The organism is Pseudomonas sp. MF08875 (assembly GCF_059862525.1).
On sequence record NZ_JCBCUW010000066.1, the window covers coordinates 1 to 26,419 of the forward strand.

26 protein-coding genes are annotated in these 26,419 nt (G+C 62.3%); 13 read left to right on the top strand and 13 right to left on the bottom strand.

Features of this window, described 5'->3' with window-relative positions:
* Together AC19YT_RS25590 and AC19YT_RS25595 are read left to right on the top strand one after the other, a co-directional pair.
* Positions 1–1,775, top strand: a 1,775-nt coding sequence (locus AC19YT_RS25590) for a phospholipase D-like domain-containing protein (protein WP_500611254.1), incomplete at its 5' end; no start/stop codon positions are given.
* On the top strand, positions 1,772–2,911 hold the full coding sequence (locus AC19YT_RS25595) for a T6SS immunity protein Tli4 family protein (protein WP_500611255.1): 1,140 nt from the start codon (positions 1,772–1,774) through the stop codon (positions 2,909–2,911). The genes AC19YT_RS25590 and AC19YT_RS25595, both read left to right, overlap by 4 nt.
* 26 nt (positions 2,912–2,937) lie before the next feature.
* On the opposite strand, the gene AC19YT_RS25600 is transcribed toward AC19YT_RS25595, so the two are convergent.
* From AC19YT_RS25600 to AC19YT_RS25610, 3 genes are read right to left on the bottom strand one after another with little or no spacing between them, the layout of a single operon-like run.
* The gene (locus tag AC19YT_RS25600) at positions 2,938–3,165 is read right to left on the bottom strand and encodes a cytochrome C oxidase subunit IV family protein (RefSeq protein WP_095111221.1); all 228 of its coding nucleotides are present in this window, start codon (positions 3,163–3,165) and stop codon (positions 2,938–2,940) included.
* A gap of 14 nt (positions 3,166–3,179) precedes the next feature.
* Positions 3,180–3,746, bottom strand: a complete 567-nt coding sequence (locus tag AC19YT_RS25605; protein WP_500611256.1) for a cytochrome c oxidase subunit 3 — start codon at positions 3,744–3,746, stop codon at positions 3,180–3,182.
* Positions 3,730–4,533 (bottom strand): CbbQ/NirQ/NorQ/GpvN family protein, encoded by an 804-nt coding sequence (locus AC19YT_RS25610; protein ID WP_095111223.1) that lies wholly within the window; start codon positions 4,531–4,533, stop codon positions 3,730–3,732. Before AC19YT_RS25610 ends, AC19YT_RS25605 begins: the two co-directional genes overlap by 17 nt.
* A 202-nt stretch (positions 4,534–4,735) precedes the next feature.
* Between AC19YT_RS25610 and AC19YT_RS25615 the strand changes: the two genes are divergently transcribed.
* The 11 genes from AC19YT_RS25615 (at position 4,736) to AC19YT_RS25665 (ending at position 13,789) form a co-directional block, all read left to right on the top strand.
* On the top strand, positions 4,736–6,424 hold the full coding sequence (locus AC19YT_RS25615; RefSeq protein ID WP_095111224.1) for a nitrite reductase: 1,689 nt from the start codon (positions 4,736–4,738) through the stop codon (positions 6,422–6,424).
* Between the two features lie 44 nt (positions 6,425–6,468).
* Positions 6,469–6,783 carry a c-type cytochrome gene (locus tag AC19YT_RS25620; protein ID WP_095111225.1) on the top strand — a complete coding sequence of 105 codons (315 nt, stop codon included), beginning with the start codon at positions 6,469–6,471 and terminating at the stop codon, positions 6,781–6,783.
* A gap of 16 nt (positions 6,784–6,799) precedes the next feature.
* Positions 6,800–7,135 (top strand): c-type cytochrome, encoded by a 336-nt coding sequence (locus AC19YT_RS25625; RefSeq protein ID WP_176465181.1) that lies wholly within the window; start codon positions 6,800–6,802, stop codon positions 7,133–7,135.
* Positions 7,132–8,310 carry a cytochrome D1 domain-containing protein gene (locus AC19YT_RS25630; RefSeq protein ID WP_095111226.1) on the top strand — a complete coding sequence of 393 codons (1,179 nt, stop codon included), beginning with the start codon at positions 7,132–7,134 and terminating at the stop codon, positions 8,308–8,310. The genes AC19YT_RS25625 and AC19YT_RS25630 overlap by 4 nt, the downstream gene beginning before the upstream one ends.
* Before the next feature lies 1 nt (position 8,311).
* Positions 8,312–8,770, top strand: coding sequence for an Lrp/AsnC family transcriptional regulator (locus AC19YT_RS25635; RefSeq protein WP_095111227.1), 459 nt, complete (start codon positions 8,312–8,314; stop codon positions 8,768–8,770).
* The gene (ahbB, locus tag AC19YT_RS25640; RefSeq protein ID WP_095111228.1) at positions 8,767–9,282 is read left to right on the top strand and encodes a siroheme decarboxylase subunit beta; all 516 of its coding nucleotides are present in this window, start codon (positions 8,767–8,769) and stop codon (positions 9,280–9,282) included. The genes AC19YT_RS25635 and ahbB (AC19YT_RS25640) overlap by 4 nt, the downstream gene beginning before the upstream one ends.
* Positions 9,275–9,718 (top strand): Lrp/AsnC family transcriptional regulator, encoded by a 444-nt coding sequence (locus AC19YT_RS25645; RefSeq protein WP_500611257.1) that lies wholly within the window; start codon positions 9,275–9,277, stop codon positions 9,716–9,718. Before ahbB (AC19YT_RS25640) ends, AC19YT_RS25645 begins: the two co-directional genes overlap by 8 nt.
* Positions 9,693–10,211, top strand: coding sequence for a siroheme decarboxylase subunit beta (ahbB, locus tag AC19YT_RS25650; protein WP_095111230.1), 519 nt, complete (start codon positions 9,693–9,695; stop codon positions 10,209–10,211). Before AC19YT_RS25645 ends, ahbB (AC19YT_RS25650) begins: the two co-directional genes overlap by 26 nt.
* Before the next feature lie 9 nt (positions 10,212–10,220).
* Positions 10,221–11,399 (top strand): heme d1 biosynthesis radical SAM protein NirJ, encoded by a 1,179-nt coding sequence (nirJ, locus tag AC19YT_RS25655; protein ID WP_095111231.1) that lies wholly within the window; start codon positions 10,221–10,223, stop codon positions 11,397–11,399.
* A gap of 72 nt (positions 11,400–11,471) precedes the next feature.
* Positions 11,472–12,311 carry a uroporphyrinogen-III C-methyltransferase gene (gene cobA / locus AC19YT_RS25660; protein WP_500597902.1) on the top strand — a complete coding sequence of 280 codons (840 nt, stop codon included), beginning with the start codon at positions 11,472–11,474 and terminating at the stop codon, positions 12,309–12,311.
* Positions 12,308–13,789, top strand: coding sequence for a nitrite reductase (locus AC19YT_RS25665; RefSeq protein ID WP_176465182.1), 1,482 nt, complete (start codon positions 12,308–12,310; stop codon positions 13,787–13,789). The genes cobA and AC19YT_RS25665 overlap by 4 nt, the downstream gene beginning before the upstream one ends.
* A 145-nt stretch (positions 13,790–13,934) precedes the next feature.
* Here the strand turns inward: AC19YT_RS25665 and AC19YT_RS25670 are convergent, their stop codons facing one another.
* From AC19YT_RS25670 to AC19YT_RS25715, 10 genes are all read right to left on the bottom strand, one after another.
* A complete protein-coding gene (locus AC19YT_RS25670) occupies positions 13,935–14,678 on the bottom strand; it encodes an SDR family NAD(P)-dependent oxidoreductase (RefSeq protein ID WP_095111242.1) in 744 nt (247 codons plus the stop codon).
* Between the two features lie 207 nt (positions 14,679–14,885).
* Positions 14,886–15,413, bottom strand: coding sequence for a nitrous oxide reductase accessory protein NosL (locus tag AC19YT_RS25675; protein ID WP_095111233.1), 528 nt, complete (start codon positions 15,411–15,413; stop codon positions 14,886–14,888).
* Between the two features lie 31 nt (positions 15,414–15,444).
* Positions 15,445–16,275 (bottom strand): ABC transporter permease, encoded by an 831-nt coding sequence (locus AC19YT_RS25680; protein ID WP_095111234.1) that lies wholly within the window; start codon positions 16,273–16,275, stop codon positions 15,445–15,447.
* Complete coding sequence (locus tag AC19YT_RS25685) at positions 16,272–17,195, bottom strand: ABC transporter ATP-binding protein (protein ID WP_095111235.1); 924 nt, start codon at positions 17,193–17,195, stop codon at positions 16,272–16,274. The genes AC19YT_RS25680 and AC19YT_RS25685 overlap by 4 nt, the downstream gene beginning before the upstream one ends.
* On the bottom strand, positions 17,195–18,454 hold the full coding sequence (locus tag AC19YT_RS25690; protein ID WP_500611259.1) for a nitrous oxide reductase family maturation protein NosD: 1,260 nt from the start codon (positions 18,452–18,454) through the stop codon (positions 17,195–17,197). Before AC19YT_RS25690 ends, AC19YT_RS25685 begins: the two co-directional genes overlap by 1 nt.
* A 174-nt stretch (positions 18,455–18,628) precedes the next feature.
* On the bottom strand, positions 18,629–20,548 hold the full coding sequence (gene nosZ, locus AC19YT_RS25695) for a TAT-dependent nitrous-oxide reductase (protein WP_095111237.1): 1,920 nt from the start codon (positions 20,546–20,548) through the stop codon (positions 18,629–18,631).
* Positions 20,549–20,600: 52 nt separating this feature from the next.
* Positions 20,601–22,706: a transcriptional regulator NosR gene (gene nosR / locus AC19YT_RS25700; RefSeq protein ID WP_500611260.1), complete on the bottom strand. Its 2,106-nt coding sequence runs from the start codon at positions 22,704–22,706 to the stop codon at positions 20,601–20,603.
* 187 nt (positions 22,707–22,893) lie between these two features.
* Entirely contained in the window at positions 22,894–24,282 is a 1,389-nt protein-coding gene (gene hemN / locus AC19YT_RS25705; protein WP_095111243.1) for an oxygen-independent coproporphyrinogen III oxidase, read from the bottom strand.
* 25 nt (positions 24,283–24,307) lie between these two features.
* The gene (locus tag AC19YT_RS25710) at positions 24,308–25,654 is read right to left on the bottom strand and encodes an oxygen-independent coproporphyrinogen III oxidase (RefSeq protein WP_500611258.1); all 1,347 of its coding nucleotides are present in this window, start codon (positions 25,652–25,654) and stop codon (positions 24,308–24,310) included.
* A 107-nt stretch (positions 25,655–25,761) separates the two neighbouring features.
* Positions 25,762–26,205 (bottom strand): CopD family copper resistance protein, encoded by a 444-nt coding sequence (locus AC19YT_RS25715; RefSeq protein WP_095111239.1) that lies wholly within the window; start codon positions 26,203–26,205, stop codon positions 25,762–25,764.
* Positions 26,206–26,419 lie beyond the last annotated feature (214 nt).

Consider the following 26,419-nt stretch of genomic DNA (forward strand, 5'->3'; position numbering starts at 1 on the left):
CGCCATTGGGCCACCTGGGCTGGGAAAACCTGGTCAACCCCGACGATAAAAACGTCCAGATTGCCCCTCATCACTATCAAATCCCCTACAAAGAAGACGCCCCCGTGCGCATGAGCGCCCTCAAGCCTACCGCTGCGGGCGTGGACGCCTCGCGCCAGCCCCGTATGCCTTGGCAAGACATGCACCTGCGCATCGACGGGCCTGCGGTATCGGACCTGATACGCAATTTTGTGCTGCGCTGGAACAGCCAGAAAACACGCCACCGCAGCGGCGCGCCCGCGCTGCCCTTTCCCCCTGCGCCCGAGGCCTATCCGAGCAAAGGCACCTGCGACGTTCAGGTACTGCGCAGTGCGCCCTTAACGATGCTGAAAAAAGAACATGCGCTGTTGCGCAACGGCGAAGAACCCAAAGAAGCGCAGCACGATATCTACCGCACCCTGTGCCACTTGATCGAAAAGGCCAAGCACTACGTTTATATCGAACAGCAGTTTTTTGTCAGTGACTTTGGGCGGGAAGTGAAGGAAAAACCGCAGGAACCCTCTATCACCATCCAGAAAAGTGCAGGCATGGGGCCCAAATTAACCCGGGCCTTCCCGGGTGAAAGCCAGGGGAAAGTGGAAAACGTTATCAGCAAGCGCCTGATCCATCGCATCGGCAAGGCGATCATGACCAAAACGCTGTTTCACGCTTATATCGTGCTGCCGGTACATCCTGAAGGGGGCGGGCTGGATAACCCGGCTATCGTTACCCAAGTGCACTTTACGCAACAGACCATTGCCTTTGGTGAACAAAGTCTGCTGAACGGAATTAAAGCGTATTTAAAACTAGGCCGCCTGTATGAGGCGGACCGAATCACACAATCAGAGTGTGCCGCCGTGATGAAAAGGACGGTTGCGGATATTCAACAACTCGTCGGCAAAAAAGATTTTAAGGATGTACCCGATGCAACCGATGAAGAGTGCTTTGAATACGTCACCCTGCTGAATTTGCGCAATTGGACCAAGTTATACGACCGCTATGTGACTGAACAAATTTATGTCCATAGCAAATTGATGATTGTCGATGACCGCTACGCGCTGATTGGCAGCGCCAATATCAACGACCGTAGTTTGCTGGGTGGCCGCGATTCGGAACTGGCGGTATTGGTGATGGACTTGGAGGTGGAGCGCAAAGACTTTCTGGGTAATGGCCACCCTCAACCGACACGGACCTTTGCTCATGAGTTGCGCAAGGGCGTGTGGAACAAGTTATTTGGCATCAGCAGCGGTGTACGCCCGGCTGATGAATTGAAAGAGGCTATTGAAAAACCTGGGCATCCGGATAGTTGGAAGGCGATACAGGCGGTGGCCAAGCGTAATGCTGGGCATTATGAGGCGGTTTTTAAGTTTGTTCCGAGAAATATCTATCCCTCTCGAAAAGAACAAATGTTTCCCGCGTCTATTTGGCCTGTGATTGATACCTCGGTAGAACCAGGGAAAGATAGGAATATAAATCTTAAAACAGATAAGAAAAATCTAATGCCCTTCGAGCAAAAATTCTGGGATAGCCCCCAATATGAATCCAGCAGTACCCTTCGGCTAAATGAGATATGCGGTTTTATTACTACCTATCCGGTCAACTGGACAAAATATGAGAACAATAATATGAAATTCCACCATGCCTTGATGACTCATACAACCCCTGTGGACCCCACAACAAGCGGATCGCTGGATATCCAGCAACCTGAAAAGCAAATTGCGACCCTTTCAAAAAGCACCCCGGAGTATCGCGGATGAAACTTATCAAAAAAATCTCGCTGGCTTGTCTCCTGGGAAGTACTTCTTTTGTCCTTCAAGCAAAGACCCAAGTCACTCCAGAGAATTGGAAGACTGAGTGTGTAGGGTATTTTCAGATTAGTCTGCCAGGGGAAGTTGAAATAGGTGTTGTGCAAAATGATCCAGACCCGAGTAAAGGCACCCATAATCTTGAGAAGTGGGGAAATCAGTTCTTTGCAAGCTCAATTTATCGAGGAGGTGTTCGCACATCCTCAGAACTTCCAGAAAGAAGTTTTCTTCGCATAAAAAAAGCGAAAGATAGTTATATAGAGGAACTAAAGGAGGAGGCAAAAAAAGATCCCGCTGTGCAAATCATAAAGTACGAGTCAGGACCGGAATCTTTGCTTTTATCTTATTACGATAATGACTGGTATTACGGCTATATTTATATTTATCGAGCGGGGCGAATTTATTTTTTTGACACTTCCAGAAAAGTAACATCCTCAACAAAAGAAAAATTCGAATCTGACCTCTCTCATTTCTCTCAAAATTTCCGATCTCGCGCTCTTTACGAGTTGCCGAAAGAAAGAGGATTTTGCATGCCCTACGGTTTCGTTAAGGACGACCGCCCACAAAAACGTAGCATGGGCACTATCATGCGGCTGAAAGACCATCCTGACGTCAGAATACTCTTCCGCGACCAAAGCGCGCTATTCGAAGAAAATTACTCAAAAGAAGAAAACGCCTCTGTAGAACAAGAACTCCGTGCATTTTGGGAGCGTCCCGATTGGGGCGGCGTGAAATACCAGGCCCTCGGCTTTCGTAAATTCCCCTCAGTTCAAATCGGTGGCTATAAAGGTCAATCCACTTTTGTCGAAATAACCCGTCCCACACGTTCCTCGAAATACGAATGCTCATGGGACGACCAGTACTTCTCCAAAGCCGAAAAGAAGGCCGCCGGGTGTTTACCGCAGACACTGGACTACGGCTATATCGCCTACGTCAAAGGCGACCCTGACGCCAAGGAAGACACTCCCAACTTGCTGCTCTACGTAATGCAAAACTCCGAGGATGCACCCGACGGCAAACCGACTATTGGCAAAGATGAACTAAAGAAAATGGCCGACACCATCGCCGCGTCAATCAAGCGCCGTTAGGGATTGGGGGGTTCGATTCGGCGGGCTTACAACATCAACCCCACCACCCCCACCAACACCACCGGCCACCCCAGTAATAGCCCCCGCCATAACCGTGGCCCGTGGCGCAGTTCCATGAAGCCGTCGGTAATCATCCAGGCCTTGGCCACGGCCAGCAGCAGGATCAGCGCCGGCCATCCGGCCTGTTGGCCCAGTGCCACGGTGGTGATGCTGAGCAGTACCAGCCCTAGCCAGCAGCCCATTAATACGGCCATGGAGCCTCCTTCATTCAACCAATGACGTAGACCAGCGGAAACAGCACGACCCACACCAGGTCGACCATGTGCCAATACAGCACGCCCGACTCCATGCCGCCGTAGGCGTGGCGCCAGCAGCGCCGGGCCAGCCAGGCAAGGATGGCCATGCCCAGTAGCACGTGGAGGAAGTGGAACCCGGTGAGGATCCAGTACAGGGTGAAGAACCTGTTGTGCTCTAGCCCCAGGCCGGCCGCCGCCAAGTGCTGGTACTCGCCCAGTTTCAAGCCGACGTAGACGCTGGCCAGCAACAGCGCCAGCAGCAACGCCACGCTCGCCCGACGTGCCCTGCCCTGGCGCACCCAGTGCTGGGCCATGGCCGCCAGCAGCCCGGCGGTGAGCAGGCTCAAGGTCAGGGCCAGGCCGGTGGAGCGGTCGAGCAAGGCGCGGCTGGCGCTGAACAGGGGCCGGTCCAGGGCCTGGGCGCCGGCGAAGGTGAGGATCAGCAAGGCGAACACCGACAGTTCGGCGAGGATGAAAAACCACATCGCCAGGTCCCCCGGCAGGGTACCGGGGGCGCGGGCGTCAGCCGAAGTGGACATCGACCACGTCCATCAGCGCCGCGACGGTTTGTACGTCGTCGCTCAGGGGTTCGGCCAGGCACGCCAGGCACGCCTCCCGGGGTGGCATGCCGGCGCCGATCATGCGCGCGGTAAAAATCAGCAGCCGCGTGGAGGCCACTTCATCCAAGTCATGCTGGTCGAGGCGGCGCAGGGCGTGGCCGAGGGTCACCACCTCGGTGGCCAGGGCCAGGTCCACCGCCGCTTCGCGGGCGACGATGCGTGCCTCGTCGGCGGCGGCCGGGTAGTCGAAGCGCAGCGCGGCGAAGCGCTGGCGGGTGCTGGGTTTCATACCCTTGAGCAGGTTCTGGTAACCAGGGTTATAGGACACCACCAGCATGAACCCGGGCGGTGCCTGCAAGACCTCGCCGGTACGTTCCAGGTACAGCTCGCGGCGGTCGTCCGCCAAGGGGTGCAGCACCACGGCGGTGTCCTGGCGGGCCTCTACCACTTCGTCGAGGTAGCAGATGCCGCCCTCGCGCACGGCGCGGGTCAGCGGGCCGTCCTGCCACCAGGTGCCTTGGGCGCCGATCAGGTGGCGGCCGATCAGGTCGGCGGCGCTGAGGTCGTCATGGCAAGCCACGGTGTACAGCGGCAGGTTGAGGCGGTGGGCCATGTGCTGCACGAAGCGGGTTTTGCCACACCCGGTGGGGCCTTTTATCAGCACCGGCATGCGGTGGCGCCAGGCTTGCTCGAACAGCGTCTGCTCGTTGCCTTGCACCTGGTAGAAGGGTTCGGCGCTGGGGTGGCCGGGGGTTGAGAGGTCCATGTAAGTACCTGTTGGCGCAGCGGATTTGCACGCCAAGCTACGGCGCCCTGCGACAACCTGGCAAGCCGCGTGCGCCGCAAACTTGATCGCCGTCAAGCGAGCATCGGGGCTGCGCGACATAGCCTTGCAGTGCACTAAGAACCTGCGCTCTGCACTGCCTTTTCAGCGCATCGCAAAGGTCTGCCCTGAGGAGTAAAAACCAATGCTGATCCGCAACCGTAAAACCTTCGCTTTGACCTTCGCCACGCTTTGCTCGGCGCTGGCCCTGGCGGTGACCCACGCCGCCCGCGCCGAGGAACCTGCCAGTAAACCCGCCGCGCCTATGGTGAAAACCGCCGGCGCCCCCGACATGACCCAAGCCGACTTCGACGCCGCCAAGGAGATCTACTTCCAGCGCTGCGCCGGTTGCCACGGCGTACTGCGCAAAGGCGCCACCGGCAAGCCGTTGACCCCGGACATCACCCAGGGCCGCGGCCAGGCCTACCTCGAAGCGCTGATTACCTACGGCTCGCCGGGCGGGATGCCGAACTGGGGCACCTCCAATGCCCTGACCAAAGACCAGATCACGGTCATGGCCAACTTCATCCAGCACACCGCCCCGACGCCGCCCGAGTGGGGCATGGCCGAAACCCTGAAGACCTGGAAGGTGCTGGTTAAACCCGAAGACCGGCCGAAGAAGCAGATCAGCAAACTCAACCTGGAAAACCTGTTCTCGGTCACCCTGCGCGACGACGGCAAGATTGCCCTGATCGATGGTGACAGCAAGAAAATCGTCAAGCTCATCGAGACCGGTTACGCGGTGCACATTTCGCGCATTTCCGCGTCCGGGCGCTACCTGTTGGTGATCGGCCGCGACGCCAAGATCGACATGATCGACCTGTGGCCCGCCGAGCCGACCAAGGTGGCGGAGATCAAGGTGGGCATCGAGGCGCGCTCGGTGGAAACCTCCAAGTTCAAGGGCTTTGAAGACAAGTACGCGATTGCCGGCTCCTACTGGCCGCCGCAGTTCACCATCATGGACGGCGAAACCCTGGAGCCCAAGCAGATCGTCTCCACCCGCGGCATGACCGTGGACAAGCAGGAATACCACCCTGAGCCACGGGTGGCGGCGATCATCGCCTCCCACGAATGGCCGGAGTTCATCGTCAACGTCAAGGAAACCGGCAAGGTGCTGCTGGTCAACTACCAGGACATCAAGAACCTCACCATCACCAGCATCGACGCCTCGCCGTTCCTCCATGACGGCGGCTGGGACAGCACCCACCGCTACTTCATGACGGCGGCGAACAACTCCAACAAGGTCGCGGTGATCGATTCCAAGGAGCGCAAGCTCACCGCCCTGGTGGACGTGGGCAAGATCCCCCACCCCGGCCGTGGCGCCAACTTCAACCACCCCAAATACGGGCCGGTGTGGGCCACCAGCCACCTGGGCGACGGCGGGATTTCGGTGATCGGCACCGACCCGATCAAGCACCCGCAATACGCCTGGAAGCAGGTCGAGTCCCTCAAGGGCCAGGGCGGCGGTTCGCTGTTCATCAAGACCCACCCCAACTCACGCCACCTGTACGTGGACACCACCCTCAACCCGGACGCCAAGCTGAGCCAATCGGTGGCGGTGTTCAACCTCGACAAGCTCGACGCCGGCTACACCGCGTTACCCATCGCCGAGTACTCCGGCATCAAGGACGGCGCCCTGCGCGTTGTGCAACCGGAATACAACAAGGCCGGCGATGAGGTGTGGTTCTCGGTTTGGAACGGCCAGACCGAGGAATCGGCGCTGGTAGTGATCGACGACAAAACCCTCAAACTCAAGTCAGTTATCAAGGACAAGCGTCTCATCACCCCGACCGGCAAGTTCAACGTCTACAACACCCAGTACGACATTTATTGAACTGCCATGACATTTATTGAGCTTCATCAACACGAGAAAACCCTATGAAAAATATGCTCATCCCCTTGTTCGCCCTGGCCGCTGCACTCAGCGTGCAAACGGCCCTGGCCGATGACGGCGCAGCGCTGTTCAAGAGCAAGCCGTGCGCCGCGTGCCATACCGTGGACATGAAAATGGTGGGCCCGGCGCTCAAGGATGTCGCGGCCAAGAACGCCGGCAAGGCCGATGCCCAGGCCACCCTGGCCAAGCACATCAAGGAAGGTACCCAGGGCAACTGGGGCCCGATTCCAATGCCGGCCAACCCGGTCACGGATGAAGAAGCCAACACCCTGGCCAAGTGGGTACTGAGTCTTAAATAACGACCCGGAGGGCGTCATGAAACCATCGATCATCGGTTTGGCCATGGCGCCGCTCCTACTGTTTTTTTGCGCCAGCGCAGCTGCGCTGACGCCCCCCGACGCACCGCGCCGGGCCCAACTCGAACACCTGCTGGCCCAGGACTGCGGTGCCTGCCACGGCCTGCACCTGACCGGAGGCCTGGGCCCGGCCCTGACCGCCCAGGCCCTGGCCGGCAAACCCCGCGCCAGCCTGATCGCCACCGTCACCCAGGGCCGGCCCGGCACCGCCATGCCGGCCTGGGAGGCGCTGCTCAGCGAAGGCGATATCGCCTGGCTGGTGGACATTCTCGTGCAAGGAAACCACGCCCCATGATCCGATCCTTCCTGTTGTCGGCCGCCGCCGCCCTGCTACTCGGCGGCTGCGCCCAAGCCCCGTTGCGCGGCACCGGTGACCTGGGCGTGGTCATCGAGCGCGCCAGCGGCAGCGTGCAGATTATCCAGAGCAGCGGCGCCACGCCCCTGGCGCGCCTGGAGGGGCTGGGCGACTTGTCCCATGCCTCGGTGGTGTTCTCGCGCGATGAGCGCTATGCGTATGTGTTCGGCCGCGACGGCGGGCTGACCAAGATCGACCTGCTCACGCTGCGCATCGAGCGCCGGGTAATCCAGGGCGGCAACGCCATCGGCGGCGCCATCAGCCAGGACGGCACACTCATTGCCGTGTCCAACTATGTGCCGGGCGGGGTCAAGGTGTTCGACGCCGTGACCCTGGAGCAGGTGGCCGACATCCCCGCCACGCCCCTGGCCGACGGCAAGCAGCGCTCGCGGGTGGTGGGCCTGGTGGATATCCCGGGGCAAGGCTTTGTGTTCAGCCTGTTCGACACCGGCGAGATCTGGACCGCCGATTTCAGCCACGGCCGCGTACCGACTATCACCCGCTACACCGGCATCGGCCAGCAACCCTACGACGCCCTGATTACCCCCGATGGGCGCTACTACATGGCCGGCCTGTTCGGCGAAGACGGCATGGCCCAACTCGACCTGTGGCACCCCGAACGCGGGGTCAAGCGCGTGCTCGGCGACTACGGCCGGGGCCAGGCGAAATTGCCGGTGTACAAGATGCCCCACCTCGAAGGCTGGGCCGTGGCCGACAACCAGGCGTTCGTGCCCGCCGTCGGGCGCCACCAGGTGTTGGTGATGGACGCCCGGACCTGGACCCAGACCGCCGCCATCCCCGTGGCCGGGCAACCGGTGTTCGTCACCGCGCGGCCCGACGGGCGCCAGTTGTGGGTCAACTTCGCCTACCCGGACAACGACCGAGTGCAGGTGATCGACAGTGAAACCCACGCCATCGTCGCCGACCTGCGGCCGGGGCCCGCCGTGCTGCACATGGAATTCACCGGCCGTGGCGACCAGCTCTGGCTGTCGGTGCGCGATGGCGACCAGGTGCAGGTCTGGGACCCGTATCGCCTGACCCTGAAAACCAGCCTGCCCGCCGAGAAACCCAGCGGCATCTTCTTCACCAACCGCGCCCACAAACTGGGGTACTGAAATGGACTTTGATCGACTCACCCGCCGCCTCATCGACCGCTACCAACACGGCATGCCGCTGTGCGAGGAACCCTACCGGGAAATGGCCCAGGTGCTGGGCTGCAGCGAACCCGAGGTGATGGCCTGCTTGCAACGCCTGGAGCTGGCCGGCGCCCTCTCGCGCATCGGCCCGGTGTTCGAGCACCGCCACGCCGGTGCCAGCACCCTGGCCGCGTTCGCCGTGCCGCCGGAGCGTTTGCAGCAGGTGGCGGCGCGGGTCAACCAATACCCGGAGGTCAACCACAACTACGCCCGCGAGCACCACTACAACCTGTGGTTCGTGGTCACCGGCCCTGATCGCCAACACCTGGAACAGATCCTCGTCGAACTGGAACAGGACACCGGCCTCACCGCCCTGGACCTGCCGATGCTCACCTCCTACCGCATCGACCTGGGCTTCGCCCTGGGAGATTCGGCATGAGCGAGCCGCTCACCGTGCAGCAAGCGCTGGCCCTGCGCCGCCAGTTGGAAACCGGCCTGCCGCGGGTCAGCCGCCCTTACCAGGCCCTCGCCCAGCACCTGCACGCCCAGGAAAGCCAGGTGCTGGAACAGATGCGCCAGTGGCAGGAAGAAGGCCTGTTCCGCCGTGTCGGCCTGGTGCTCAACCACCGCGCCCTGGGCTTTACCGCCAACGCCATGCTGGTGCTGGACGTGCCCGATGCGCTGATCGACGAGGTCGGCCAACGCCTGGGCAAAGCCCCGGGGATCACCCTGTGCTACCAGCGCCCACGGCGCTTGCCGCACTGGCGCTACAACCTGTTCTGCATGGTCCACGGGCGCCAGCGTGACCAGGTGGAGGCCCATATCCAGGGCTTGCTCGACGCCCATTTGCTGGCCGACCTGCCCCACCAATGGCTGTTCAGCACCCAGGCCTTCAAACAGTGCGGCGGGCGTTTCGCCCCGCCCAAGAACGAGGCCTGGGCCCATGGATGATCTGGATCGGCGCCTGATAAACCGCCTACAACTGGGCCTACCCCTGGTACGCCACCCTTGGCAGGTACTGGCCGAGGAACTGGGCAGCACCAGCACACAATTGCTCGACCGCCTCCACGAGTTGCTCGAAGACGGCTTGCTCACCCGCTTCGGCCCGATGTTCGACGTCGAGCGTTTGGGCGGTGCCTTCACCCTCGCCGCGCTGGCCGTGCCCGAGGAGCGCTTCGACGCCGTGGCCGAACTGCTCGAAACCCTGCCCGAGGTGGCCCACAACTACCGCCGCGAGCACGCCTGGAACATGTGGTTCGTGCTCGGCTGCGCCAACGAGCAGGCCGTGCACGACACCTTGCAACGGATCGAAGCCACCACCGGCCTGGCGGTGCTCAACCTGCCCAAAGAGGAGACTTACCATGTCGGTTTGTATTTCCCGGTCTGACGATGCCTTGGCCCTGCGCCTGGTCAAATTGACCCAGGCTGGCCTGCCCCTGGTGGACGACCCCTGGGCCTGGCTGGCCGAGCAGTTGGGCATCAGCGTCGACGCCACCCTGCAACTGCTCCAGCGCCTACAAGCCGAGGGCGCGATCCGGCGCATCGCGGCAGTGCCCAACCACTATCGCCTGGGCTACCGCTTCAACGGCATGACCGTGTGGGACATCGACGACGAACACATGCCGCGCCTCGGTGCCCTGGTCGGCGCCCAACCCTATGTCAGCCACTGCTACCGGCGCCCGCGCCGCGAAGCGTGGCGCTACAACCTGTTCGCCATGGTCCACGGCCGTAGCAGCGAAGAAATCGACAGTTACCGCGAGCAGTTGCGCTTCCTGCTGGGCCAGGCCTGCGCGGCTGACGAGATGCTGGTCAGCAGCCGCATCCTGAAAAAAACCGGCCTGCGCCTGCCCACCCACCCGGCCGGCCACCCCGTGCTCTAGGAGAATCCCATGTTAAGGATCAGCCATTACCTACGTGCCCTCGCCGGCCAGAGCCCGCCTCCGCGCACCAGCCTACCCGGCAGTAAGCAGGCGCCCGTGGTGATTTGGAACCTGCTGCGCCGCTGCAACCTGACCTGCAAGCACTGCTACGCCACCTCGGCCGACAGCGTGTTCCGCGATGAACTGGACACCGCTGCGGCCCTGGCGGTGATCGATGACCTGCACGAGGCCGGGGTCAAGGTGTTGATCCTCTCTGGCGGTGAGCCGCTGCTGCGCGACGATCTCTTCCAGCTCAGTGCCTACGCCCGCGCGCGGGGTTTTTTCGTCGCCTTGTCCACCAACGGCACGTTGATTAGCGAAAGCAATATCGAGCAGATCGCCGCCGCCAATTTCGACTATGTGGGGGTCAGCATCGATGGCCTGGAAGAAACCCACGATGCCTTCCGCCAACTGGTGGGCAGCTACGCCAGTTCCATGCACGGCATCGCCCTGTGCCGCCAACGCGGCATCCGCGTGGGCCTGCGCACCACCCTGACCCAGGAAAACCACGCCCAGCTCCCGCAACTGCTGGACCTGATGCGCGAATACGACGTACAGAAGTTCTACCTCTCGCACCTCAACTACAGCGGCCGCGGCAAGCGCAGCCGCCAACTCGACGCCCACCAGCAGATGAGCCGCGATGCCATGACGCTGATCTTCGAGCGCGCCTGGGCCGATATCCAGGCCGGCAGCCTAAGCGATTTTGTCAGCGGCAATAACGACGCCGACGCCATCCTGCTACTGCAATGGGTGCATCGCCACCTGCCCGAGCACTACCCGCAACTGGAGCACATGCTCCACGCCTGGGGCGGCAATGCCTCCGGCTCCGGCATCGCCAACATCGACAACACTGGCGAAGTCCACCCCGACACCTACTGGTGGCAGCACTCGGTGGGCAACGTGCGCAAGACGCCGTTCCGCACCCTGTGGCTGGACGAACCCGACCCGCTGTTGCAGCAACTGCGCCAGCACCCACGGGCCATCGGCGGGCGCTGCTCGCAGTGCCGCTGGCTGGATATCTGCAACGGCAACACCCGCACCCGCGCCTGGGCCGAAGGCGACCTGTGGGGCCAAGACCCCGGCTGCTACCTGAGCGACGAAGAGATCGGCGTGCGCCCCCAGAGCAACCTGATCTGCGTCCAAAGCTGAATGGGCTGCACCCGGCCCACGCGGCGGCACAGCCGCGGGGCCGCCACCTGATGAAGTACCAAGGAAGTCGCCATGAATTCATCCCTCGTGATACCTGCCGCACTGCAATCGCTCCTGCGCCCCGGTGAGGTGGCCCTGGTCGGGGCCGGCCCGGGCGACCCACGCCTGCTGACCTTGCGGGCCTGGAGCCTGTTGATGCAGGCGGATGCGGTGGTCTTCGATCGCCTGGTCAGCCCCGAGTTGCTGAGCCTGATCCCCCTGGCCTGCGCCCGCCATTACGTGGGCAAGGCCAGCGGCTGCCACAGCATGCCCCAGGAGCAGATCAACCAATTGCTCGCCGACCTCGCCGACCAGGGCCAGCGCGTGGTGCGCCTCAAGGGCGGCGACCCATTCATTTTCGGCCGTGGCGCCGAAGAGCTGGAGTACCTACTGCAACGCGGCGTTGACTGCCAGATCGTACCTGGCATTACCGCCGCGGCCGGGTGCAGCGCCTATGCCGGCATCCCCCTGACCCACCGCGACCTGGTCAACTCCTGCCGCTTCATCACTGGGCACCTGCAACGCGACGGCGAGTTGAGCCTGCCGTGGGCCAGCCTGGCCGACGACAGCCAGACCCTGGTGTTCTACATGGGCCTGTCCAACCTGGCGGTGATCGCCCAGCGCCTGATGGAAGCCGGTATGCCCCCGGGCACCCCGGCCGCGCTGATCTGCAATGGCGCACGGCCCGACCAGCACGTGGCCCGGGGCACCTTGGAACACCTGAGCAGCATGGCCATCGAATGCGAGCAAGGGGTGCCGACACTGACCGTGATCGGCAAAGTGGTCGCATTGTTCGCCGACCAGCATGTGGAATACCCGGCGCGCGTCTACCCCCATCGCGTCGCGGCCAAAATGACCGAGGTGGCATCGTGAAAGGCCTGCTATTGCTGCCGCTGCTGTGGGCCAGCGCCGCCCATGGCGCGGCGCCGCAGCCTGCCGCCGCGCTGTACCAGCAGCACTGCGAAAGCTGCCACGGCGCCACACGCCTGGGCGCTGCCGGGCCGGCGCTGCTGCCCGAGAGCCTGGGGCGGATCAAGCCCGATGAGGTGCGCAAGGTCATCGCCAACGGCCGCCCCGCCAGCCAGATGGCCGGGTTCGCCGGCACCCTCAGCACGCCACAGATCGACGCCCTCGCCGACTACCTGCAACAGCCCCCCGCCACGCCGCCGACCTGGAACGACCACGACATCCGCGCCAGCCACAGGCTGCTGGCCGACCTGAGCACGCTGCCCAGCACCCCACAGCACCACGCCGACCCGCTGAACCTGTTCGTGGTGGTGGAGGCTGGCGACCACCACATCAACATCCTCGACGGCGACCGCTTCACCGTGCTCGACCGCTTCGCCTCGCATTTTGCCGTGCACGGCGGGCCGAAATTCTCGCCGGACGGGCGCTTCGTCTACTTCGCCTCCCGCGATGGCTGGATCAGCCTCTACGACCTGCACAACCTCAAACTCATCGCCGAAGTGCGCGCCGGCCTCAACACCCGCAACCTGGCCGTGAGCAAAGACGGGCGCTGGGTGCTGGTGGGCAACTACCTGCCCGGCAGCCTGGTGCTGCTCGATGCCCGCGACCTGAGCCTGGTCAAGACCCTGCCCGCCACGGGCCTGGACGGCAAAACATCGCGGGTCAGCGCGGTGTACACCGCCCCGCCCCGAAACAGCTTCATCGTTGCCCTCAAGGATGTGAAGGAAGTTTGGGAACTGAGTTATGCCGGCACGCCGAACTTCGAGCCACGGCGCATAGCCGCCCAGGATTTTCTCGACGACTTCTCGTTCTCCCCGGACTACCGCCAGTTGCTCGCCACCTCACGCAAGGCCCAGGGCGGCCAGGTCATCGACTTGGACAGTGGCAACGTCGTCACCGACATCCCCCTGCCCGGCATGCCGCACCTGGGCTCGGGCACCTACTGGAAGCGCAACGGTGACTGGGTGTTCGCCACGCCCAACATCAGCAAGGGCCTGATCTCGGTGATCGACTTCAAGACCTGGAAGCTCATCAAGGAAATCCCCACCCTGGGGCCGGGGTTCTTCATGCGCAGCCACGTCAATTCGCCCTATGCCTGGACCGACGTGTTCTTCGGCCCGGACAACGACGCCATTCACCTGATCGACAAACAGACCCTGGAGATCGCCCACACCCTGCGGCCCATGCCCGGCAAAACCGCCGCCCACGTGGAATTTACCCGCGACGGGCGCTACCTGCTGTTGAGCATCTGGGACACCGACGGCGCGCTGATCGTCTACGACAGCAAGACCCTCAGGGAGATCAAGCGCCTGCCCATGAACAAACCCTCGGGCAAGTACAACGTGGGCAACAAGATCGAATTCGCCGAAGGCACCTCCCACTGACCCGCCCCTCGTAGCAAGCGGGCTCGCCCGCGCCGGGCTGCGCAGCAGCCCCATCACTCAGGTTTCACGGATAGCAGGGATGGGAGGGCTTTGCCCTCCAGCGCGGGGGAGCCCGCTTGCGACGAGAGGTGGGTTAACGGGCGTATTACCCCAGGGTGTAGCCACCGTCGACTTTCCAGTCCTGGCCATACACCCCGCGGGCGCCTTGGGAGAGTTGGAAAACCATGACATTGGCCACTGCCGCCGCATCGAGAAAACGCCCCGGCACCAGGCGTTGGGTCAGGCGGCTGGTGAGCGCCTCCAACTGCTCTTCGTCCAGGCCCAGGTTGTCCCACAGCGCTGTGGCGGTGGGCCCCGGTGACACCAGGTTGATGCGAATGCCCAGCGGCCCGAGTTCGGTGGCCAGGGTGCGCACCTGGGCCACCAAAGCGGCCTTGCTGGCGATGCTGGCGGCCAGGCCGGGGAAGCTGGAATCACAGAGAAAACTGCCGACGAACACCACCGACGCCGGGTTGGCCAACTCGCCGCGCAGCGCCGCCAGGGTATTGAGCGCCCCGGCACCGTTGACCGCCCATTGGCGCTCGAACGCGCCCATGTCCAGGCTGTCGGCCAGTTCCGCACTGCCGGCATTGGGCACCAGGTAATCCACCGCCCCCAGGCGCGCAGCCTGGCGCGCCAGTTCGTGCAAATCGTCGGTTCGGGTGACATCCCCAGCGAACCAGCGCAAGCGCTCGCCGTAGATCTGCTGCAACACCGCCAGCTCCCCGAGGGTGCGCGACATGGCCAACACCCGCACCCCGCGCGGCAACAACGCCGCACACAGGGCCAGGCCGATCCCTGAACTGGCCCCGGTGATTACCGCCAAACGGTCCTGAAACTCGGTCTTCATCATCTACACCTCACGCCTAGGGATTACCGCGGGGCCTATCTTTGAACAGCGCAGGAAATAGCGACTTGACGGTAATCAGATTTGTTGGATGAGGGGGAGTGTGCGCGGGAGATGGCGGGTGCCGCTGACCTGTAGGAGCACGGCTTGCCGGCGATGGCGATCTCAACGCCACCCTCGCTGGCAAGCCAGGCTCCTACGGTGAGGATGTCAGTGCATGTCGTGATGCATTGCCGGTTGTTGTTGCAACACGGCTTGGTCGATGTCGGCAAAGCGCAGCACGCGCCCGCCATTGATGGTGGCCAGTTTTTCGGCGGCCTGCTGGTCGGAGAACGAGGCCAGGACCACGCCCATGGCACCCTTGAGGTTTGTGCCGATCACATAAAACGCGGTTTTTGCGTCGATCAGGTAAGCGTCGTTGGGCGCGTCCCAGGGGCTGCGGCCCATGTCGTGGACATAGAGCTTGGCATCGTCGTGGTGGTTTTCCGGTTGCAGCCACCAGCCGAGCATTTCGGCGGTGGAGCAGAATTTCTTCACGCCGTTGCGCTCCACGACCTGGCCTTTGGGGCCGGGGAACTCCGAGATAATCATGCCGCACACGTGGCATTCATCGCTGGGGTGGAACGCCGTGGGGGCATCGCTGTAGCTGGCCGTTTCGGCCTTGTCGCAGGCCCCCAGCAGCAGCCCCAGCAGCAATACGGCACAGACGCGGGCGGTGTTTTGGTAAAAGCGGTTCATCGTTGGGTACTCCATCAAGCCTCAAAATTCGTCAAACCGCGCGGCGGCGGAACAGCCGGTAGGCCAGGCATAGCGGCGCCACCACCCACAGGCCCAGGCACAGCCAAAGCATCGAGCCCGGCAGCGGCAGGTCTTTGCCCAGGGTCAGGACCCCGGCCATGTTGGCCCCGGCCTCGAAGCCGGAGAGGTTTATCAAGCGATACACGTCCGCCGGGTTGAGCAGCAGCAGCCAGGGCAGCAGTTTGGGGCTGAACTGGCCTTCGCTGAGCACCAGCAGGGCCAGTAGCACCAGGTCGAACACCAGGACGAAGAAGAACCACACACCCAGCGCCAGGCCGGCGGCGGTGGATTTTTCCGCCGAGACGCTGCTCAGCACATAGGCCAGGCCCAGGAAACCCCAGCCCAGCAGGGTCGAGGACACCATAAAGCGGCCAAAGGCCCACAGCAGCAGAGGCAACTCCACGTCTTCGACCAACAGCGCGATGGCGAGCATGGCGCAGCCAAAGCCGATCAACGTGGCCAGGGCCAGGGTCAGGCCATGGCCGAGGAATTTGCCCAGCAGGATCTGCCCGCGCCCCAGGGGGTAGGTGAGCAACAGCAGCAAGGTGCCGCTTTCGTCTTCGCCAACGATCGCGTCATAGGCCAGCAACAGGGCGATCAGCGGCATCAGGAACGTCGCCAGGCTGGCGAGGCTGGCCACGGTGGCCGGGATCGAGGTGAAGCCCAGTTGTCCGGACGCCGCCGCGCCGAGCCAGGCAATGCCCAGGGCCAGCACGGCGAACAACAGGCTGATCGCCAACAGCCAGCGGTTACGCAAGCCATCGCTGAGTTCTTTGCGGGCCATGTTCCAGATCGGCGTCATACTGCCCCCTCGCCCGGCGCCAACTCGGCGCGGGTCATGTAGTAGCGATACAGGTCTTCCAGGGACGGCGGATGGATCTCCACGTCCCGAGGGTCGTCTTCTTCCAGCAACTGGCGCAACAGCCCCAGTTTGCTGCCGTTATGGGCCGCCACTTCCAGCCCCGCCGCGCCCCAGGCCTGGGTCTCGTGGCCGGCCAGGTTCCAGCGCTGCTGCAAGGGCCAGGCGTGCTTGAGGCCGCTGGCGCGGATCAGGGTGGGCAGGCCGGCGTCTTCACGCAGCTTGGCCAGGCTGCCCAAGGCCAACAGGCGCCCCTGGGTGAGGATCGCCGCGCGGTTGATATAGGCCTCGACACCCGGCAGCACGTGGGAGCAAAGGATGATGCTGGTGCCCTGGTTGCGCAGGCGTTCGAGCAGGCGGTAGAGGTCTTGGGTGGCGATGGGGTCCAGGCCCACGGTGGGTTCGTCCAGCAGCAACAGGCGTGGCGCGCCGAGCAGGGCCTGGGCCAGGCCCAAGCGCTGGCGCATGCCCTTGGAGTAGGTTTTGACCCGGCGCCGCGAGGCCGCGCCTAGGCCGACGTCGTCCAGCAGGCTGTCCACCTGGGCCAACCCCGCGCCTTTGAGGCGGGCGAAGTGGCGCAGGGTTTCCAGGCCACTGAGTTGCGGGTAGAAGGTGACGTTTTCCGGCAGGTAGCCCAACAACTGGCGCACATGGGGGTCGCTGGGCGCGCGGTCGAACACCCGCACCTGGCCGCTGCTGGCCTGCAACAGGCCCAGCACCAGTTTCATGCTGGTGGTCTTGCCCGCGCCGTTATGGCCGAACAGGCCAAGCACTTCGCCCTCCCCCAGGCTCAGGGTGAGGTCGTGCAGCACGGTGGTCTGCCCGTAACGCTGGCTGACGCCTTCGATCTCGACCACGTTCATCAGCTCGGCTCCTTGGCTTGTATGGGGGATTTCATCAGCGGATAGCTGTCTTGCACGCCTGGGGATTTCATCACCGGAAAGGCCCGTTGCACCCAGCGCAGCAGCTCGATGCCGGGGCTGTTCATCAACAGGCGCACCTGCGGGTAGAGCCAGAGCAAGCGGTCGACGTTGTCGTTGGGCTCGTAGGCGATGTCGCCCAGGCCATCGCCGTCGCGGTCCCAGCCCAGGTAGTCGCTCCAGTAGTTGCCATGCCCCTCCACTGACCATTCCTGCAAGCGCGTGGCGACGTATTTGACCTGGCGCTGGTTGTCGATGAACGCGTTGTTCTGGATGCGGTTGTCTTCGGAACCGGCAGTGAGGTGAATGCCCACCGGGCTGCGCTCGAAGTGGTTGCCCTCGATCACGTTGAACAGCGAGTTGTAGATGAACAGGGCCTTGCCTTCGGCACCGGGGATCATGGTGTCGCCGGTGGTGCCGTCGCGCACGTCGCTGACGAAGTTGTCGCGCAGGGTCGAGTAGGTGATGTAGTTCATCAGGATGCCGTAGTTCTGGTCCTGCTCGGAGCGGTTGCCGATCACCGTCAACTTGCGGCTTTGCATCAGGGCAAACCCGGTGCGGGTGCGCCGCGTGGTGTTGCCCAGCACCTGGTTGTCGTTGGCGAACATGTAGTGCACGCCGTAGCGCAGGTCCTCCAGGGTGTTGCCCTGGATCAGGTTGCCGTTGGAGGTGTCGATGTAGATGCCGTCGCGCGCCTCGCGCACTTCGTTGCCAATGACCCGCGCGCCGTGGACCGCGTAGAGGTGGATGCCGTTGCCACGGTCCTGGGAACGCAGGTTCGGGTCGCCCTGGATGCGGTTGTCGAGCAGGCTGGCGTCCTGGGCGCCGTCAACCCAGATGCCGAAGCCCTGGCCGCGCATATGGTTGCCCTGTACCACCGCGCCCCGGGCCTGGGGTTGGATGAAGACGGCGGCGTTCATGGCCGTGAGGTCATGGCCCCAATCGGTGAAGGTGCAGCCGCGCAAGGTCACGTCGGCGGCACTGATAATCATGCTGTTGCCCACGCCTTGGGCCTGGAACACCGCACCGGGTTCGCAGTCCAGTTGCATGGGGCGGTCAATGCTGAAATTGCCTTGGTACTGGCCGGCAGGCAGACGCCACTGGCCTTCACCCGCCGCCTGGAGCGGCAGGTTGTCGATAGGTTGCACCGCGCCAACGGCGGCGGTGGAAAAAGCCGTGAGCACAAGGGCTATGAGGTGTATCCGGTTTACGCGCACAACACCGTTCCTTGTTCCGATGGGCCGGCAGGTGAGGGAGCGGGCTTGCCCGCGATAGCGGCTGAACATTCAACAGTGATGTCGACTGATAAATCGCAATCGCGGGCAAGCCCGCTCCCACAAAGGGCTAACTGCAGCCACCTATGGCCTCAGTAGGCGTTACGCCCGTTCGACCTTCATGCGGCCGACCATTTCCATGTGCAGCGCATGGCAGAACCAGCTGCAGTAGTACCAGTGCAGGCCGGGTTTATCGGCGATGAAGGTGATGGAGGAGGTTTGCTGCGGGCTGATCTCCATGCTCACGCCGTGGTTGGTCATGACGAAGCCGTGGGACACGTCTTCGATCTGGTCGATGTTGGTGATGGTCACGGTGACTTCATCGCCCTGCTTGACGGTGAATTCGTTCAGGCCATAGGACGGCGCCATCGAGGTCATGTAGACCCGCACTTTCTTGCCGTCGCGAATAACCTTGTTGTCGGTCTCCAGGTTGATCCCGTCTTTCTTGGCGATGGCCACGGTGGCGGCAAAGAACGGGTCGTCGCGCTTCCAGATTTTCTGCGTCTTGATCTGGTCGCGGCGCGCCAGGATGCAGTCGTGGGGTTCGGCGAAGGCTGGGCCGTCGTGGACCAGTTTCATTTCCTCGCCAGAGATGTCGATCAACTGGTCGTTTTCCGGGTGCAGCGGGCCGGTGGGCAGGAAGCGGTCCTTGGAGAACTTGCACAGCACCACCAGCCACTTGCCGTCGGCTTCACTGGTTTCGGTCAGGGAGGCGTGGTTGTGGCCAGGTTGGTAGTGCACATCGAGTTTCTGCTTGATGTAGTTGACCTTCTCGCCTTTGTAGGCGCGCACAGCCTCGTCCATGTTCCACTTCACCACTTGGCTGTCGATGAACAGCGTGGTGTAGGCGTTACCGCGACCGTCGAAGGTGGTGTGCAGCGGCCCCAGGCCCAGTTCCGGCTCGGCGACGATAACCTCGCGCGGGTCTTTGAACTTGCCGGCGAACAGGTCGTCGAGGCGGTCGATGGCGATCATCGAAACCGTCGGCGAGAGCTTGCCGTTGGCGATGAAGTACTTGCCATCGGACGAAGTATTGAGGCCGTGTGGGTTCTTGGGCACAGGAATGTAGCGGGTGAACGGCGAGTCCTTGCCATCGACTTTGCGCCCGTCCACTACCGGGGTTTTGTCGCCGTCAACGTGGATGAACTTGCCAGCCTTGATCGCCGCTTCGATGGCCGGGATGTTGAACACCACTACCCAGTCGCGCTCGTTGCGCATCATGCCGCCCAGGTCGTAGGCCTTCTCCGAGTTGTAGCAGGTGGCAGCGGCATAGCGGCCGCTGTAGTCCATGTCGGCGTTGTCGAGGTTACCGTCGACGATGACCTGGAAGGCCATTTCCATTTTTTCGGCGTCGATGGCATTGAACATGGTGAAGCTGTTTTTGTCCTGCAGGTCGAAGCTGTGACCATCGTTAGGGTGCGGGATGACGAACTCGCCGTTGGCGAACACGTACTTGGTATAGGGCACTTTTTGCAGGCGCAGACCGTGGATCGCCTGCACGTTCGGCACGGTGAGCATCTTGTCGCACTTCATGATGTCGAGGCGGATGCGCGCGACGCGGGAGTTGGCCTTGTCGTTGATGAACAGGTATTTACCGTCGTACTTGCCGTCGGTCATGGAGATGTGGGGGTGGTGGCAGTCGCCGTTCAGGTATTTGCCGCTGTCCCCGAGCACGCGCTTGCTTTCGTTGGTCAGGCCCCAACCGGTGGCGGAATCGACGTTGAACACCGGGATACGCATCAGCTCACGCATCGAGGGCACGCCCAGCACCCGCACTTCGCCCTGGTGACCACCGCTCCAGAAGCCGTAGTACTCGTCCAGCTCACCGGGTGCAACGTGGATCTTGGACCGTGCTTCCTTGGCCGCAGCCGCCCAGGACTCGCGGGTAAACACCGTACCGCCCAGCGCCGTGGCGCCGGCCAGGGCCGCGCTGGCCACCGCGCTGGTGCCGAGGAAGCCGCGCCGGCTCAGGCCCTTCGGCGCTTCGTCCTGCGGGCCTTGGTTGTTGTCTTTATCGCTCATGCTGTGTGCTCCTTGAAGGGAAAAACCATCTGGAAAGCCGTTGCGCGCAGGGTCATTCGCCGGGGGCCACCTGCACCACCGGGATCAGTTGCGCCGGGGCAGGTGCCGCTTTGTTGCGCTTCTTGCGCTTATTGATGAGCGGCGGGCATTTGTTCTCGTTGTGCCAGGTCATCTGGCAGTCGAGGCAGTAGTGACATTCGTTGGCGTTGATATGGCCGTCGGGGTGGATCGCCTGGATCTCGCATTCCTTGGCGCACAACTGGCAGGGGTTGCCGCACTCCTGGCGACGTTTGAGCCAGTCGAACAGGCGGAACTTGCTGGGGATCGCCAGCGCCGCGCCCAGGGGGCAGATGTAGCGGCAATAGACTTTGCGGGTGAACAGGTTGACCACCAACAGGCCGGCGGCGTAGAGCACGAACCACCATTGGCGGTCGAAGCGCAGGGTGATGGCGGTCTTGAACGGCTCCACCTCGGCGAAGCGCTCAGCGGTGGCCATGGACTCCAGGGACAGGCCGAACAGCACCAGCAAAATAATGTATTTGAGGGCCCACAAGCGTTCGTGCACCGCGAAAGGCAATTCGTATTGCGGCACCTTGAGCTTGCGCGCCAGCTCGTTAATCAGCTCCTGCAAGGCGCCGAACGGGCATAGCCAGCCGCAGAACACACCACGGCCCCACAGCAGAATGCTGCCGGCAGTGAACACCCAGAGCATGAAGATCACCGGATCGGTGAGGAACAGCTCCCAACGGAAGTTCTCGAACAGGGCATGGACGAAGGTCAGCACGTTGACCACCGACAGTTGCCCCAGGGCATAGCCGCCGATGAACAGCACGGTGAAGCTCAGGTAGCCGCGGCGCACCCAATGCAGCAGGCGCGGGCGCTGGGCCAGGGTGTCTTGCAGGAACAGGATGGCCGTAAGCAGCAACAGCGCGGCGGCGAGCACACCCACCTGCACGCTCTTCTGGTACCAGATGTTCAGCCACAGTGGGCGATTGGCTTCCTCGATGGCCGCCAGTTGTTCGGCGCTGGGCGCCGGGCGGTCCAGGTAGGCTTCGGGTAACTGGTAGGCCAACTCGAAGCTGCTGAACACGCCGCTGACCGGTCCGGTCTGGCGCCGCACCAGCAGCTCCAGGCTCCAGGCCGCGCCCGGGTCAAAACGGTGGGAGGCGCGCACGATGAAGATCGCCATCTCGTCGAAGGCTGGCATGCCCTGGGCATACACGTCGTCGAGGCGCTGGAAGTCCATGTCACGGAAGCTGATGCTGTCGCCGAACTGGCGCAGTTGCACCCGGTCGAAAATCCCACCGCGCACATAGCCCGACCCCTTGAACGAGTAGCTACCGCTGCCAAGCACGGCGATGGCTTGCTCGTCGGGCTTGAGTTCGCTCATCAGCGTGCGGTACTGGCTCTCGCCCAGCAGGTTGCGGCCGATGGTGGGCGGGTTGAGGTGGGTGACGTAGAGGTCGATAAAGCTGTCGTCGGCCTGCTCTGGCGTGGCCACTTCAACCTCGGCGGCAGCGGTGTTCTTGAATGCACTATCGACCTGGCCGCGGGTCAGGTTCAGGCGGCGGATGGAGCCGTCGCCCAGCAGCGTCGCCCAATCCGCGCTGTGGTAGACATCCTCGCGAACCTTGGCTGGCGTGGCGGCCACACCGGCGTTGTCTTTGACCAGGCCCAGGGACACGGCCACCGTATGGGCGGCGCGCATGATGACTTCGTTGACCACCATGGCGGTGACGGTAGCACCGGCAATGGCATCGACCGTCACGGCATTCGGGTCGCTGGAATGGCCCACCACTACCCGCTGGTTGACCTGAATGCCCAGGTACTTGGCGCTGAATTCGTGAAGTTTTTCTTCCGCGATGCCCACCAGCAGAATCGGCTCGTGGTGCTCCAGGACAAAGGCGTCCTTTATCACCCCGGCCGGGTCGAGAATCACTTGGGTGTTGATCGGCTTGCCGGAGTAGGCCGGAATGTCCACCACGTCCAGGCTCTGGAACACGTAACCCAGCACCTGCTCACCCGCAGACAAGGTCTGCACCTTGTACGGGCCCTGGGGCTCGGAAACTTTGTCGACGTTGGGGAAGGTTTTTTCGATGCGCTGCTGTTCGATGCCGCCATAGGACTTGGCGTACACCGCCTCGAAGGGAGCGGCCATCAGGGCCAACACAAGGACAAGACCCAGGGTCAGAAAATGCAGGGAGTTACGGCACAACAGCGGGCGGATCTTCATGAAATCTCAGACTTCAACGGCGGGATCTGCCGCCCATGTTAGGGAGCCCATGGCCCCCTGCCCTTGATTGAAATCAACTTTGAAAAGTTATCGTGAACCCACCCTGCCCGGCCTAGACGGTGCGGGAAAACCGGCCCTTTTGTTCGCCACCCAGGTAAGCGTCGAATGCCATCGCTGCGCTGCGCATCATCAGGTGGCCCTGGGGGAGCAACACCAGCGCATCGTCGTGGAGTTGCACCAAGCCGTCTTGCACCAGAGTCTGGAGCTGGGCTAATGCTTCAGCGAAATACTCGCCGAAACGGATACCGTGGCGCGCCTCGAACTTGGCGAACTCGATGCGCCCGTGGCACATCAGGTCGTTGATAACCTCGCGGCGCAGCAAGTCATCGGCACTCAGGCGATAACCGCGGTGCACCGGCAGCAAACCTTGATCCAGGCGAGCGTAGTACTGGGACAGTTCCTTGACGCTCTGGCTGTAGCTGTCGCCGACTTTGCCGATGGACGACACGCCCAGGCCAATCAGGTCGCAGTCGGCGTGGGTCGAGTAGCCCTGGAAGTTGCGTTGCAGGGTGCCGTTGGCGCGGGCACGGGCCAGTTCGTCTTCGGGCAAGGCAAAGTGGTCCATGCCGATGTACACGTAACCGGCCTCGGTCAGGCGTCGGATGGTCAGTTCCAGCAACTCCAGCTTGCGCTCCGGCGGCGGCATGTCTTCTGGGCGGATCAGGCGCTGGGCACGCACCAGTTCCGGTAAGTGCGCATAGCTGTAGGCAGCAATGCGGTCCGGGCGCAGGGCGATGATCTTGCTCAGGGTCACGTCGAAACTGGCAACGGTTTGCAGTGGCAAACCGTAGATCAAATCGACACTGACGGATTTGAAATGCGCTTGGCGGGCGGCGGCCACCAGTTCGTAGACCTGCTCTTCGCTCTGCACCCGGTTGACCGCCGCTTGTACCTGCGGGTCGAAATCCTGCACGCCGAAGCTCAGGCGATTGAAACCCAAGCCACGCAATGCACGGATCTGCTCGGCGCTGATGGTGCGCGGGTCGACCTCGATGGAGAACTCGTGGTTGTCGCTGTCATCCATGTCGAAAGCCTGATGCAGGTGCTGCATCAGGTCCGCCAACTGCTCGTGGGTCAGGTAGGTGGGCGTGCCGCCGCCCAGGTGCAATTGGGTGAGCTTGCGGGTGCTGTCGAACAATGCCGCCTGCATATTGATTTCGCGCTTGAGGTAATTCAGGTACTCAGTGGCGCGATGGGTTTTCTGGGTGATGATTTTGTTGCAGGCGCAGTAGTAGCAAAGGCTTTTGCAGAACGGGATGTGGATGTAGACCGACAGCGGCTTGGGCACGGCGGCCTGGTTGCTGTCGTGGGCGGCGCGTTGGTAGTCGTCCACGGCAAACGCCTGGTGGAACTGCGGCGCGGTCGGGTATGAGGTGTAGCGCGGCCCCGGGCGATCGTACTTTTCGACCAGGGCGCGATTGAATTCAAGAGCGGGGTTCATCATCGATCAACTCGTGGGGGGGGCGTTAATGCCGTGCAGCGTCCAAATCCCTTTCAAACAGATTGCAGATGGCGTCCACCTCCAGCCTCGCGGCAGGAAGGATGCTTATCATGCGGCTCGACAGCTCGATCAGGCCGTCACGGCTCAACTGCTCCAGCAGTGGCCAGACGGATGAAAAGTATTCGCGAAATATCAGACCATGGCGACGCTCGATAGCCTGGATGTCCAGTTCCAGGTCGCACACCAGGCGCTCCATGACGTCGTGGCGCACCTGATCCTGGGCCTCGCAGCGCCAACCGCGGATCGTGGGCAACTGCTCGCGGTCCAGTTGCAGCTGGTAGTGCTGTAGGTCTTCGGTGTTTTGCGCATACAGATCATCGATCTGGCTGATGGCACCCAGGCCGAGCCCTACCAGGTCACAGTAACCGTGGCTGGTAAAGCCCTGGTAGTTGCGGTGCAGGCGGCCTTGCTCCTGGGCAATGGCCAGGTCGTCGTCCGGGCGCACAAACTGGCCGAGACCAATGTAGTAATAACCAGCGGCGCACAGTTGCTCGAAACAATCCTGGCGCATGGCGCGCTTATCCTCGTCGCTGGACAACCCGGTGAAGGGGCTGGCGCACAGCGCGCGGTGCCGTGGCCCGGGCTGGGCGTAATCGAATGCCAGCACGCGGTCAGGCTCCAGCTCGATGAGAGTGGCTAACTTGCGAGACAAACTTTGCGGCGTTTGCCAGGCATGACCGTAGCCCAGATCCACGTTGATAGTGCGAAAGCCAAAGGTGCGCGCCGCGTCGATCAGTGAATGAATAGGCGCCGGGTTCTGGTAGCAGGCCACTGACAGCTCGGCGTCTGCGCCCATGTCGGGCACGCCGATGCTGACATGGTTAAAACCCTGGTCGCGCAGCAGGCGCATGGTTGCCCAATCCGTGTGGTGCAGATCGACTTCGACGCTGTAGTCGCCACCTTCGTGGCCCAAAAAATTAAAGCGGCTGCGCAGGCGCTTCATCAACCGTTGCAGGTGAGCAGCACAAGGGGTGCCACCGCTAAGGTGAAACTGCTCGATACGTTGCTCGCTGCTTAAATGGCAACCGATCAGGTCGATTTCGCGCTCCAGGCGCAACAGGTACTGCTCCACATGGCCCCGCTCGCAGCCCGGGGTTTGGGGAGCGTTCGCCAATGCCTTGAGCGTGGAAGGCAATTGCACTGTCAGGGATAGGGGCCGCTGCTTCTGTCGACTACTGCGTAACGCACGCAGCAAGTCCAGGGAGCCGATACCACCGTGGAATTTTTGGCTGTCACTGGCGTAGCCGAGGGCGGCCCTCTCTTTATTGCAGTGGAGGGGCCGCGGGTTGGGATTGTGATAAACGTCGAACATCGCGGTCTCCGAGACTGGCTACGGGAGGTCAGTGTCGGCCTTTCACCTGGGAGGCTCCTTGATTTGCATCAAGCTGAGGCCAGACCTGGCACAGAATCTGCCCGCAACTACCAGCTCAGATAGAACATACCTTTGGCCAAGAGGACGATGGCGACCATATGCACAAACAAGCTGCGATGGATGAAATGCACATAGGTGGCTTTCATCCGTTTCGTACGAAACAGGAACATTGCCGCTAAGAAATGCAGTAAAACGCTGCTGGCAATCAGGATCTTGAGGGCCAGCAACGTGCCGAAGGAGGAACTGAAGGGGGAGCCCAATGCGGGCAGATAGCGTAACCAAACCATGCCCAGGCCGGCGCCAAACAGGATTATCAGCACCCAAGGCATCAGTGACCGTGCACGGCGCCCAATGCCCTGCTCCACCAGATCCATGACTCTTGAAGGAATCTGCTTTCGGATGCTCTCCAGGAACAACACTTCAAAAAATACTGTGCCAATAAAGATCAGCGCGGCGAACAAATGCAACGTCAATAGCAGCGGATAGATCATGGCGGCCTCACCTTGGATGAACCATTGTCGGTGTCGGCATTGGCGCCTGCCTTGATGGGGATCAAACTGTTCACGGCTGGCCTGGCCCTTTTCCATCGCGCAAAACAAAACCCCATCTGCTTTCGCAAATGGGGTTTCGGAATTTAATCTTGACGATGACCTACTCTCACATGGGGAAACCCCACACTACCATCGGCGATGCATCGTTTCACTG